Origin of the sequence: Gimesia benthica (assembly GCF_009720525.1) — a bacterium.
GTDB classification, from domain to species: domain Bacteria; phylum Planctomycetota; class Planctomycetia; order Planctomycetales; family Planctomycetaceae; genus Gimesia; species Gimesia benthica.
In genome coordinates this window covers 1,822,700-1,836,317 of record NZ_CP043930.1, presented here as the reverse complement: position 1 = coordinate 1,836,317, position 13,618 = coordinate 1,822,700, and the positions used below count along the sequence as shown (strand labels likewise).

Annotated in this window: 8 protein-coding genes; 6 read left to right on the top strand and 2 right to left on the bottom strand. The window is 48.0% G+C overall.

All coding sequences use genetic code 11. The features are described from left to right. Positions 1-653: 653 nt before the first annotated feature. From F1728_RS06980 to F1728_RS06955, 6 genes are all read left to right on the top strand, one after another. Positions 654-2,129, top strand: coding sequence for a sigma-54-dependent transcriptional regulator (locus F1728_RS06980; RefSeq protein ID WP_155363500.1), 1,476 nt, complete (start codon positions 654-656; stop codon positions 2,127-2,129). Between the two features lie 441 nt (positions 2,130-2,570). Further along, complete coding sequence (locus F1728_RS06975) at positions 2,571-2,738, top strand: DUF1328 domain-containing protein (protein WP_145181643.1); 168 nt, start codon at positions 2,571-2,573, stop codon at positions 2,736-2,738. Between the two features lie 135 nt (positions 2,739-2,873). After that, positions 2,874-3,152, top strand: coding sequence for a hypothetical protein (locus F1728_RS06970; protein WP_155363499.1), 279 nt, complete (start codon positions 2,874-2,876; stop codon positions 3,150-3,152). Between the two features lie 220 nt (positions 3,153-3,372). Beyond that, the gene (locus tag F1728_RS06965; RefSeq protein ID WP_155363498.1) at positions 3,373-6,792 is read left to right on the top strand and encodes a PAS domain S-box protein; all 3,420 of its coding nucleotides are present in this window, start codon (positions 3,373-3,375) and stop codon (positions 6,790-6,792) included. 216 nt (positions 6,793-7,008) lie between these two features. Beyond that, a complete protein-coding gene (locus F1728_RS06960) occupies positions 7,009-7,215 on the top strand; it encodes a YqaE/Pmp3 family membrane protein (RefSeq protein WP_145038211.1) in 207 nt (68 codons plus the stop codon). A 50-nt stretch (positions 7,216-7,265) separates the two neighbouring features. Continuing rightward, positions 7,266-8,024 (top strand): TrkA C-terminal domain-containing protein, encoded by a 759-nt coding sequence (locus F1728_RS06955; protein WP_155363497.1) that lies wholly within the window; start codon positions 7,266-7,268, stop codon positions 8,022-8,024. Positions 8,025-8,053: 29 nt separating this feature from the next. Here F1728_RS06955 and F1728_RS06950 read toward each other — a convergent pair whose 3' ends face one another. Both F1728_RS06950 and F1728_RS06945 read right to left on the bottom strand, forming a co-directional pair. Beyond that, the gene (locus F1728_RS06950) at positions 8,054-10,816 is read right to left on the bottom strand and encodes a hypothetical protein (protein ID WP_155363496.1); all 2,763 of its coding nucleotides are present in this window, start codon (positions 10,814-10,816) and stop codon (positions 8,054-8,056) included. Beyond that, positions 10,813-13,611 carry a hypothetical protein gene (locus F1728_RS06945; RefSeq protein WP_155363495.1) on the bottom strand — a complete coding sequence of 933 codons (2,799 nt, stop codon included), beginning with the start codon at positions 13,609-13,611 and terminating at the stop codon, positions 10,813-10,815. The genes F1728_RS06950 and F1728_RS06945 overlap by 4 nt, the downstream gene beginning before the upstream one ends. Positions 13,612-13,618 lie beyond the last annotated feature (7 nt).

The window sequence follows — 13,618 nt, the reverse complement described above, 5'->3', positions numbered from 1 at the left end:
ATGAGTATGTTTGGATTCCATAAAGGATTCTCGCTGTATTTTAGAGATATCAGGATTTAAAAATAATTCCTGATGTGTTCCGTTTGCCTGCGCTAAACTATCTAAATTCTGTTCTATCGACTGCTGGCAAACCGGACTGCTTGAAGAACAGCCAGATTTGAGATGGACCCGGTCGAGCGATAAAAAAAGCCCTGCAGCGCAGTAATGTTATGCGCTGCAGGGCTGTCATAGGCCTGCTTCTGATGTGTCTTTTGGACAAATCTTCTCTATTTCCAGTCTAACAAGACTAAGTCGTGAGTCAATCCACTAAAGTTTAGTATTAGACAGATCTCAAATTGGATTGTCTTGCTCTAGGCCCACCTCATGCTGCAGGACAGGACTGAAAGGAAATTCCTACTACTCAAGTACGAGCCCAACTATTTGATTCGGACAAAAGAGTGCTATAATGGTTTTAAATTTCAGCCGAAATAGATCTCCGGTGAGGCTTTCTGGTCTCGAGAGTTGGGAATTCATTCGCTGAAATACGGGCCAGACAACACTTTAGTCGTTAGAAAAGCAGGGCTAGGACCGACTGGATTTAATAAATACTGAGTCCATCCGTATTTTGTTCAAATCGATCCCCATCATTCTTGCTGACAATGGAATAATAAAAGATGCCAGAAGCACTAGTGGTTGATGATGATCGTACTATCCGTGAGATGGTAAGAAGTTCTCTGAGTAAAATTAACGTTGATATCATCCAGGCAGGTACTGCTCAGGAAGCGCTTGAGGCAATCAAGACTGGTTCACCAGAGGTGGTTTTGCTCGATATCATGCTGCCGGTCGTGTCCGGACTGGATGTGTTTCGAGAAATTCGTGAATTGGATCGCAGGCTGCCAGTGCTCTTCATTACCTCTTCCAGTGAAAGCAATGTTGCAATTGAAGCAATGCAGCTGGGAGCGTTTGACTATCTGGCTAAGCCATTGGATCTTCCCAAACTGAACGATCTGGTTTCGAAAGCTATCGAGAACAGGCGATTGATGAATATTCCTGTGGCCCTGCCTGTGGGAGGAAAGAAACGGAGTAGCGGAGATCAGTTTGTCGGTCGCAGTCCACAGATGCTGGAAGTCTTCAAGTCTATCGGACGTGTCGCCTCGGAAAATGTTAATGTACTGATTCGTGGTGAAAGTGGAACCGGGAAAGAGCTCGTCGCCAGAGCCATTTACCAGCATAGCCCTCGCTCTGAAGAATGCTTTATGGCGGTAAACTGTGCAGCACTGACAGAGACTCTGCTGGAAAGCGAACTTTTTGGCTATGAAAAAGGAGCTTTTACAGGCGCTGACCGACAGCGAATCGGTAAATTTGAGCAATGCAATGGCGGTACAATCTTTTTGGATGAAGTGGGGGACATGTCACAGCTCACTCAGGGGAAAGTACTGCGGCTGTTGCAGGAACAGAAGTTCGAACGCGTAGGTGGCAATAAGACAATTGAAACAGACGTACGTATTATTGCTGCTACTAATCGAAACCTGGAACAGATGGTGAAAGACGGCACGTTTCGAGAAGACCTCTTTTATCGTCTGAATGGAATGACTATCTCGCTACCTCCCCTCCGGGAACGAGGAAACGACATCGCTCTGCTGGTTGAGCACTATCTCAACGAAGCATGTTACGAAATGGGGCGTACCGAGATCGAGGGAATTTCCTCTGAAGCCCTGGATCAGTTGTTACAATATCGCTGGCCAGGGAATGTGCGTGAATTGCAGAGTGTAGTCCGTCAATCTCTATTGAACAGTACCAGCCCGGTAATCGTTCCTTCTTTTCTTCCTGATGACGTTTCCAGTCAATTTAAATCAACTCCCGAAGTCTTCCAGTCAGAAGATCCTCTGGACGAAGATCCGGCATTGCCGCTCTCAGATCTTCAACTATTTGTCGATCAGAGGCTTGCAGCGCAAACCAAAGACTTGTACAGCGAGACTCTGGAAACGATGGAGCGTTATCTCTTAACCCGTGTTCTAAATGAAACAGGGGGAAATCAGACCCGCGCTGCAGAGATCCTGGGGATCACGCGAGGCAAAATTCGTGATCGTATTGCGCAATTTGGAATTTCCCTCGAGAAGACAGTCAGCATTGATGAGAATGGCAGTTGACTCCTGCCATAAGCAGATTGACCTCAATGAGACCTGGGTCAGGCTCTGAGAAGGCTGTTAACTTCTCAAGCCGCCTGATTACTCCCCTTTCTAAGGCGGTGGTCGCTGACCAATCACGATATTCATTGAACAGATCGATTATCGACCGCTTTCTCGCTCTCCACATAGTCTATTTTTACAGACAGTCTAAAATTGCAGGCGGTTAACCGACTGCTTTTTAAGGATTTATGTTGATAATCATTTTTGTGGACCAACTCTGGCATAGCACTTGCTGATTCGACATTTGTCGCAATAACGCGATTGAAAATGTGAAAAGTAAATTATCTGAGCCAGGAATTTTACCTGGTCGGTTGGCACCGGCAGATCAAGCGGAGAGCCCAACCGGATTAGAAGCAAAATTCTGATTTCGAAAATTGGCCTGGATTCTGAAAGGGTATCAACATGTTAAGTTGGGCATTGATGTTTCTGATTATTGCACTGATTGCGGGACTGTTTGGGTTTGGACTGGTTGGTGGCATGGCCTATGGTGCAGCTAAAATCTGCTTCTTCATCTTCCTCGTGCTGGCGATTTTCAGTCTGTTGACCGGTCGACGGGTTCCTACTGACTAATTCCTGAACAGGTATTTAAAACAGTCGATTAATAATCTGCTGGAGCACTCAACCGACGGCATGTTTACGAATGTGTCGTCGGTTCGTGCGCTATAGTAGTTCCCGATTGTAGTAAGACTCTAGGAGAGAAGAGCTGTGCGAAATTCAACTGTAATTATTTTGATCATCGTAGCTGTAGTTGCGATGGCCTTTGGGGGCTGGATTTCATTTAACGATAGCGGGGAGAAAGCCAGCGTCACGATTCACAAGGAAAAAATTAAGCAGGATACAGAATCTGCAGTAGAGCAGGGAGAAAAGCTTGTGAATAAGGCGACAAGTAAAAGCAAAGAGTTGATTGATCAGGAGACTCAGGGCGAGCCAGCAAGTGAAAATGCAACTGACATAGAGGAGACTGAGCCTGCTGACTCCCCTTGAAATTTCAGCATAAGACTTCAAAGTCTTCAAGTCGCACTTTCATCTTTTAGAATCTGAGCAGGCTTCTCGACTGATAAATGTCTGAAGATGATCCATTTCAATTTCACCTCACCAATTTAGTAGAATAAGAGTCTGGAATTTGATAACTTCATTTGAAGTCCACTTCCCTGGTTTATCGTTTTGAATCAATCGAAAAATGCTATGAAAGTATAAGCTACGCATGGTTCCTTCCTCGCCGAATGAGAATATCCCCAATTCAGCACTCTGGGCTTCTGATGAACAATTGCAGAAGATTATTGATTCTGCTTTGGATGCTGTCATTACGATGGATATGGAAGGGCTGGTAGTAGACTGGAATCGACGTGCGGAAGAGATCTTTGGCTGGTCTTACGATGAAGCAGTTGGGAATCCTCTGGTTGATCTGATCATTCCGGAGCAGTATCGTCTGCAACACCTCGACGGTATGAGACTTTTTAAATCGACAGGTAAGGGGCGAGTCATCAACCAGAAGCTGGAGCTAACCGCTCTCAGGCGGAATGGTCACGAGTTTCCTGTGGAACTGATGGTTACCAAAGTCGACTGGAAAGAGGAGACGATATTTAATGCTTTCGTTCGTGATGTTTCGGATCGCAAAGAAGCGGAACAGTTAATTGCACGGGAAAAGCTTGAGGCTGCGCTTCTCCAACAGGCCAGTTTTGCTTCATCGACCATTGATGCTCTGGAAGATGCTTTAAGAATCTGTGTCGCTAATCTCGGCGAAATTTCCGGCTGGCCTGTCGGGCATGCATTCCTCATGAATCAAAATGGAACCCGTCTGGTCTCTTCGCGGATCTGGCATTTTTCCAATCGAGATAATTTTAGAGCACTGGATGAGGCTTCCCAGCAACTCAGTATTTCCCGTGGTGAGGATTTGCCCGGACAAGTCTGGCAACGCGGCGAACCGGTCTGGATTACAGATATTGAGCATGATCAATCACTCCAGTCTCCCCGCGACTTTTCGTCACTGGGGGTTCGCTCTGCATTTGGATTTCCCGTGAAACTCGATGGCGAGGTTATCGCAGTCGTAGAATTCTTTAATACGCGGCTGACAACACCTGATCTAAATCTGCTGGCACTGGCACGTGGGGTGGGAAACCTGATCCGCCATGTTATTGAACGTGTGCAATGGCAGGAAGAACGAACTCGACTGGCCGCGATTGTGGAGTCTTCAGGGGACGCCATCATCGGCAAGGCGCCCGATGGCACAATCACTTCCTGGAATAAAGGTGCTGAAGAAATCTATGGCTGGATAGCGGATGAAGTTATCGGCGAGACGGTATCGGTCTTACTGCCACCAGGGATGGCTCGTGAGGAATCAGAGATTCTGGAAGCAATGAAGACGGGACGTCGCCTCGATCAATTTCAGACACGGCGGGTGAGAAAAGATGGTTCGATCATCGATGTTTCCATTTCCGTTTCACCAATCCGTGGGATGGATAACCAGATTGTAGGAACTTCGACCATTGAGCGAGATATTACTGCACGCCGACGTCGCGAAGAGGAGCTCAGCAAAGCACGCGATGAAGCAGAGCAGGCAACCCGCACACAAAGTGAGTTTCTGGCAAACGTCAGTCACGAGCTGAGGACACCCATGAACGCGATTCTGGGAATGCTTGAACTGACTCTTCAGGAAGACTTAACTCCGTTGAAACGGGACTACCTGCAGACAGCAAAAGACTCCGCCGATTCACTGTTGCTTCTGGTAAATGACATTCTGGATTTCTCACGACTTGAGGCGGGGCGCTTTGAGCTGGAGCCCGTTGCCTTCAATTTGAGAGAACTTATTGATGAGGCAATCAAAACGCTCTCTCTCCGCGCCTGTGAAAAAGGGCTGGAAGTAATCTGTCGTATTGATCGGCGTGTGCCGGGGCGCGTCATTGGAGATCCGGTCAGGTTGAGACAGATTTTAACCAACCTGGCAGGTAACGCGATAAAATTTACCGAACAGGGTGAAGTCGTTGTTAATGTCAAGTTTATCGAAGAATCAGTCTATTCTCCTGCAGATGGTCGATCTGCTATTGAACCGATCATCGGCAAACATACTGAAAAACAAGTACTTCTGGAATTCAGTGTGTCGGATACCGGCATCGGTATTGCACCGGAAGATCAGGAGCGGATCTTTGCTCCATTTGCTCAAGCGGATGCTTCTACAACCAGGCATTATTCAGGAACTGGCTTGGGACTGGCAATTTGTCACGAACTAATCAGCCTCATGAAAGGCCAGATGAATTTGAAAAGTGATCTTGGACAAGGTAGCCGGTTTTCATTTCAGGTTGTATTCCCGGTTGCTGATCCGGAAGAAATAGATTTCCCAGGAGAGAAGTCGCGAGTGTCTGAGTTAAAAGATCTTCCCGTACTGGTGGTAGACGACAACCAGACGAATCGTGTGATTTTAGAGGAAATGTTGTCGAACTGGTCAATGTCTCCCACGCCAGTAGAATCCGCGAAAGAAGCATTACAGCATCTCAACTCAATCCAGGAAACTGAGACAGAGTATCCTCTGGTAATCGTTGATGCGCTGATGCCTGAAACCGATGGCTTTATGCTTCTTGAGCAAGCCCGAGAAGAGGGGCTGCTTGATACGGCCACCATTTTGATGCTTTCATCAGCAGATCATCAGATTTTCGGAGAGCGGTGTCAGGGGCTCGATATCTCGGCATTTCTGGAGAAACCAATTTCCCAGTCTGATTTACTCGATGCCATTATGACCGCATTAAAAGGACCACAGCTCGAGAGAAATGGTGTTGTGCAGATTAACGAGACCAAACAGTCACTGCGAATCCTGGTAGCGGAAGATACACCTGCAAATCAGAAAGTAATTACAGCAATACTGAAGAAGAGGGGGCACCAGTGTGTCATCGCCAATAACGGTCGCGAGGCTGTGGAATGGGTGCGCAATGATACCTTCGACGTCGTATTAATGGATGTGCAGATGCCAACCATGGATGGTCTGCAGGCGACAAGAATGATTCGCGAATATGAAGAGGATGCCGATGAGCATATCCCCATTATCGCAATGACTGCTTATGCCATGCGGGGTGATCGTGATAAGTGCATCTCTGCGGGGATGGATAATTATATCTCGAAGCCAATCGATGCCCCCAAGCTCATCAGGCTGCTGGAACGTCTGGCATCAAAATACCCGCGCCAGTCTAATTTAAACTCGGCGATTACCAGAGAAGAATCAAGTTCCTCCGCTGATCCAGCAGGCAAGACATCGGAACAGACTCTAGCTGACTCCGCAGGTATAGTTTCAACTCAGCCTGTAATGGATATGAAGGCTGCACTAGACCGTGTGGGGAATGATTCCGATTTGCTCAACTCGATGGTCGGATATTTTTTTGAGGATGCACCTGGCTTGGTTCAAGAGATTTCTAAGCAGAATCAGTCAGGAGATGCAGATGAAGTTGCGCGCGCAGCACATAGTCTCAAAGGGCTCTGCGCCAACTTCAACGCAGATTCGGCAGTAGGGGCTGCGAAGGTGATCGAAGAGATGGGACTTCAAGGAGATTTGCAGGGGGTTCCCGATGCAATTCCTGCCTTGGAATTAGAAATTGAACGTCTCACCAGCGAATTGACGAAATGGCGATCAGAACTCTGATCTCACTTGTCAGTTTTACGAGTAAACTCTCTCCCTCATTGATCGCTGAGCTGGCATCTTGTTCGCTGATCTTCCACGCCGAGATTCTCCATTTGTTGTAAGTCCCTGCTGTGCAACAGGTAGAGACCCTTTGATCTGTTTTGGTATGAGAAGTGCATATTAGATCCTGAAATAGATAACCTGATTTTCAGGCCCCATTTAGAAAGGATCAAATCAATGTCTACTCATGTCGAACACCAGGTTGCACCTAATCAATCAGTCGTTGCGGATATTCTCCGAATTGTACTCGCAGTTCTTCTGCCGCCGGTCGGCGTATTATTGCAGGTCGGGTTGGGAATGCATTTTTGGTTGAATATCGTTCTCACATTATGTGGCTACATTCCCGGGCTCGTTCACGCAATCTGGGTCATCGCCCGTAAATAACTTCACATACTCAATCAGCAGCTTCAATTTCGCTAATTTGATGAGGAATTATGTTTGCCATTGTTTCACTGATCGTAATCGTGGTGGTTTCAATCATCGTTGTCAGAGTGGCAACGGTTGCGTTATCACTGACCGGGCTCTCAAACCAGTTGGCTCGCTTCCAGGCCAGATCTGCATTTACCAGTACCGGTTTTACGAGCAGTGAAACTGAAAAAGTAATGCGACACCCGGTTCGCCGAAAAATCATTATGACATTAATGATTTTGGGAAACGCGGGAATCGTTACAGCAATTTCTTCATTGATCGTCTCCTTTGTTGGTGCTGAATCCAGCGGTGGCTTATGGCTCAGAATTGCCCTGCTGGCTGCCGGGTTGTCATTACTTTGGTTATTGTCCTATAGCGACTGGGTCGATCGTCGCATGTCTGAATTCATTCAGAGTGCTCTACAGCGTTGGACTGATCTGGAAATTCGAGACTATGCCGGGCTCCTACATCTGACCGGAGATTACGTCGTGGTCGAGTTGAATGTGAACGCGAACGACTGGCTGGCCGAGTCGAGTTTAAACGAGTTGAAGCTCAATGATGAAGGTGTACTCGTACTTGGAATTGAAAAAGAAGATGAAACTTATATCGGTGCACCGCGCGGCGATACGCGACTGGAGGTCAACGATCGGGTGTTGTTGTATGGCAAGGCCAGCGTCTTGAAAAACCTGGATGAGCGTCGGCGCGGTGCTGCCGGGAACTGGGAACACCATAAAGCCGTGGATGACCAGAAACGATCAGAGGAGCAGGAAGCCGTTGTCTCATAAGTTTTCGATAGAAGGTCCGCTTCAGATAATTAATCAGCCTGGTAAATAGCAAGCAGGCCTGATTGATGTAGAAGTGCAAATTCCTGATTGTGATTTCCCGGGAGAACGGCAATGGGATCCGTATTATTAAGAGTTACATCGTTAATGAGCTGCAATTGTCTTTGCTGAGTTTGGTAGATCTCCAGAGCATTACTGCCTGCAACGATCAGGTTTCCATTTCGTTGAAACGCAGTACAGGGATTATCCAGTCCTTCTCCGAAGTTGAATGTCGTATCTGAGCCAAATCCGTCCCAGATTACGGTTCCTCCCTGGTCAAATGCCAGCGCGATTCGAATTTGAGCATTTGGATAAGACGCGGTCATCGAGCGTATTCGTCGATGATAATTATCAAATTCTGCCCCCTGAGGATCAACAATTCCCAGATATGGGCCTACCCCGATATACAGCTTGTTTCGTCGTTCAAGACAGGGGATCGGAAATTGAATTGCGCCTTCCTCAAGCTCAAGGTCCCGGGGAAGCGGGATTGAATGACTGGAGATCAGATGATTTTCTCTATTATAAGTACTCGTCAGCAGGAGATCTCTTTGAATGGCCAGGTTCCAGGAGATTCCATCGAGTGAACCCGCAGTTGCCCCCAGTATAATATGCGGCAATCCGTTGAAATCACCCACAGTCAATCTGCAGGGAAAGTGGTCCGACTCAGATAAAACCTGGGATTGAAACTGATCGCGGGCTGTGAGGACTCTTACATAAAGTTGATGTTCCGGTGAAGTGGTTTTAGGAATCAAGAGGATGGGGAAATCGTGAGTTTTACCTGGATTCAGTGACCAACTCAGGCGGGAGGGGACGTGAGAAGCGTCCCACAAACAGCGTTCCAGAACCAGTCGAGAGGTCTGAGGATTGACTCCTGCTGCGTAGATTGTTTCACCAATGGTAATTGCAGTCTGCCATTCAACGTCACTGGAAAGTTCAATCGTTCTAACCAACTGGATTGATTTTTTGGGGCTTTTACGTTTAACAGGTTTACGTGCGGTATTTTTCTGTTGAAGATATCGCCCGGTATCCCGCTGCAGGAGTTTATCTGAGGGAACCAGTTTACCAAGTTCCGTAACCAGAGCCTTTCGTTGAGTCAGGTCGGCATGATTCAGGCTTCGTGAGATCAGGATTCTCGCTTTTTCTTCAGCATGTCCAGTCACAACTCGATCAGGATACGTGGAACGCGTTTGCGCCAGAAATTCAATCAGCGGGAGTCGACCACTGAGGGGCAGATTGGTTTCCGATAGTTCATTGATTTTCTCTTGAGCCTCCTGATGTAAGCCATGTCTGGAATAAATTTCAAATAAATGATCGAGGCAGAGTCTAGCCTGCGATGAATGGGGCCAGCCCGATTCCAGTTCTGCGATTGCCTCATCAGTGGCTTTGATTTTATCTTCTAAAATACGAGCAGCCTGAGTCGGGAGTTGCTGCTGATGCAGTTGATTTGCTGCCCGGCGATATGCTTCAATCGCTTCCTCTTCCTGGTCTAATTTTCGATGCAAATCGCCTACGGTTTCAAATTCTTTGAGTTCCTCATACTCGGCGATTGCTTCAGCCCAGAGACCACCTTCAACGAGACATTCGGCGGCAGAGCGAGGTTGGTTAAGCTTGTCTTTGTAAAGAACAGCAGCCTCGCGCCACTGGCGACCAGATTTGAGTGTTTGTGCGGCAGCACTATAATCCCCCAGCAAGTGGGCATAGATATAAGCTGCCCGTCTGTATCGTCCAAGTTGGACTTCCCGGGTTGCTAATTCCCGATAGCGGTTCATTAATTCCAGTTGAGTTTCATAAGGAATATCCCAGAAATCAGCGGCTCCTCCCGATCCCATACTGGTGAAATCGACATTCATGTCACGCCTGGAGAGGGTGTCTCCGGGCGGGGCAACACCCCGGTGACCGGGATCGCCGCCCATAGGTAGTGCATATTTAAGACCTTCATCCGGATTATTACCCAGCAGATTTAGCAGGCGTTTAATCTCTCTATTGCGTTTAGACTGATCCGGCCTGAACGCAGAGAACAGCTGTTTTCCAGCCCAGTTTTCCAGATGATTAATCCAGTTAGGCGCACCCTGATTGCGGGTAGGTACCTTGCTCGTAAATGAAAGGATCGCCTTGGCAAACAGAGCATGCGGAAGCTTGAGTGGATTCGGAAGATTGTTGAATACAGATTCATCTGGATTTCTAGGGAGCTTCTTCAGGGAATCCTGGTCCGAACCAATCTCTTTTTCTTCCTCTTCAAATAACGTATCCAGACTGGGAAACTGAATCAGGGAGATGGTATGCAGCTGAGATGAGATTGCTATTCCAGGAACTGCACAATCCCAGTCGGAATCCCGGGAAATACAGGGCTGAAAAAAATCCGCAACCGTTAATTCATCCTGCTGCTCACAAGCGACGAGGCCCGCTGCCGGATGCCAGATCCAGGTATAAGGGGGGCTCAGCAGGTTTTCCAGTTCCTGTAGCGAAACTACTGGTCGAAGCGAAGCTTCAACCGGTAGATAAAGACGTGAAGCGATCTGCCCATAGGGTACTCCCTGTCGTGACCGAATCTGCTGATCCGAAACGGCCAGCAGACCACATGGCCTCCGGCTCTGATTCGACTCAGGAATCAAATACAGCTTGAGCGACATCTGGGCGACTTCCCATTGGCTGATCTCATCGATCCATACTTCGGGACGGTTACCCGGCAGAAACCAGGCTGTCGTGTCTCTAACAGGTTTTGGATGATATTGTAACTGGACGGTAGCCGTTTTCATGTCAGGTGCTCCCCGAATTTCTTGATCGCTGTATCAAAGATCGGTTGGGGACTGATACACTCGTTTTCACCACAGAAATATGCATCGCCCCAGAAACGTCCATCATTGCACCAGCCTGACGTTTTACCCTCTACCAGACAGAGAGATACTTCAGGAATATTGATGTCTGCACTTTTGAGATGCAGCATGCCTCGAGAATCCAGGAAAGCCTGTGAACCATCATCCCAGGTAGCGACAGATAAATGACATCCCAGATCCCGGTTATGTTTGACCTGTTTAAAGGTTTTCAGTCGTCGTTGATCACTGGATGAGATTCGGGAACCCTGCAGCATGATATACTTCAATTCCGGTTGATACAAAATTCGTAATGTTGACTGTTTTGTCGTCTTCAAAACCAGCTCACCTGATTCCGTCACCAGGATTCCCATAAACTTTTTGCGGATGTTTCGGCCGGAATTTTTCCAGTGGGCCGGCTGATCTATCCATTTCTGAATGTCTGGCCGCGCAGGTTTCAATTCAGCCTGCATGCTATATAGATTGAGGACACATCTGTCCCAGCTGAAAGTATTGTCCAGTTTGATCGCAACAATTTGTCCATCGGTGGAGATATCCTCGCTTGAGATTGATTCAACTTTTACAGAATCCATGACCGGAATGGTTTTCAGTTCTTCTCTGGCGGGAAAATAGATTTTACCTCCCTTCCACAGGATACAGACTGGTCCAATATCAGGGTCACGTTCGAAAATGGTGACGACATCGTTGGGATTGACTGTTCCCAGGCTGAATTCGGTCATCACGGGCTGTCCCCGAGATATATCAAAGGAGAGTGCGAGCCACTGGCTCCGATCCAGTGTGTGGAAAAAACGGTCACAGGCCAGAATCAAGTCAGAAGAATAATGTGAGGAACCAACGCGTTCGCCCGTAGCAGGATCGATGGCGATAATGGTGTTGAATGTTTCATTGATCAGAAACAGGAAGCCATGATGGGCGCAGATCGCGGTGAATTCCATCTGCTTCAGCTCAATGGGAGTATGTGTGACACTTTTCTGTTCCAGGTCTATGTGTACCAGTTGAAGTTCTGAATTCTGAAGGTCGCCTGTGAGCAGCGATATTCTTCCCTGATCAGGAATCCCTGTTTTCCAGCAGATATTCCTGCCTTTTAACTGGGGAATTCCGAATGCCAGCAACTGAGCTCCCGTATGTGATTTGGGCCAGTACAACAGAAGACCGGAATCTGTAACACCAATCTGTCCATAACCGGGAACCCACCAGGTGACCTGTTTGTTCTGCTGGAATGAGTACGCGAGATTCAAAGGAAAAGGATGAGTGGCAAAAATGGCCGGTAAACCTTCAAAACCCTCCTGTCTTACGAGGGGGGCAATCGTTGTAGAAGCTGTATCAAACAGGCTTTCCAGATCCAGTTCCAGATTACATACGATTTTATTACCCCGTAAGCTTTTCTCGATCAACTGGAAGTGACCATCGCGTTTGACAGTGGCGATGTGCAGAATATCCAGATCGACTGTCCGTAGCGCAGTCTGGAATTCCGGGTCATGCCAGACGTCCTCAGTGATTAAGAGCACCGGTTCCGGATCGGATTCTACTTCTTCGAGCTGTTTGAGAAAATCAGGTAAAGCAAACGCCGGATGCAGATGACTGTCCAGGGCCTGCAGGAGCTCTTCAAGACCTTCGCGAGATGCCAGATCTACAGTTTCGAGTTGTTTTTGAAATGCCCGAAACGCTCTGAATTCAGTCTGTTGATCGGTAGAAGCAGCCAGGGCCATCGCGACTGCAGCCAGATAGACACGCGGAATGCCCCAGGTACGAATTCCGCAGTCGATGAGTAAAGTCCTGCACCGTTGCGGTGGATGCGGTGATGCTTCCCTGCGCAGATAGAGGGCTTCATTCACTGCGATGCGCACAGTTAAAGTTAAGTCATCATTGGCAAGTTCACTGAGCAGTAAGCGATCAAGTGGACCACGATTACAGATATCAGAAACACCACCATGTGCCAGGTCTTCCGGCTCTGCAACTGGTCGCGGAATGGATACTGCCGCCAAGAGGTTCTGAGCCAGCCTGGCCAGGCCACTGTGTTCCCGATCTTCTTTCAATTCCGCGATGAGTTGTCGAACCTGATCCGCAAAGGGGATGTCCAGAGCATCTGGGAGAGGCAATTCATCCAGCCCGGTAGTCTCGCGCAGCCTTAATTTTTCTGCATCAAGCTGTTCCAGTCCATTGAGGAAATGACTGACTTCCTTGAGCGTCAATCGCTGGGAGAGTTTGCCTTGAATGCTCTCAAATATCGGGTCAAAGATTATCTCCTCCAGTCCTGAGGAGACTTCTTCGACGATAGCTCGTGCCAGTTCAGGAGACGTCCTTTGGCTTGAGAAATCAAATACGCATTCTGCAACCAGTGCTTTACCCTGTGCCCGGGAACGTAGTTCACCAGGCAATTGCTGAACTTTTTTCAGACCTGATTCCAGGATTCCCTGTGTGGATGAGAGAGCTTCCGTTTTGGAAACGACAGGGGAAAGCGAGGCGAAATCTTTGACCTGTGCTTCAAGCCGTTCCAGGTCATGAATCGGATCTCGCATCCCCGCCAACAGAATTAATAACAGGTCTAATGGAGGCAGTCCCTGCGGAGCAAGGTGCGAAAGAATTTCCTCCAGTTCCTGTCGAAACAGGATTGTACTTCCATCCTGCCAGGCAATCACTTCTCCTGCATCAGTCCACTTCCAGAATGCGTCCCGGGAAGGGATCAGGTATTTGCGAATATCTTTGCTGAGGTCACTCATGAAGATA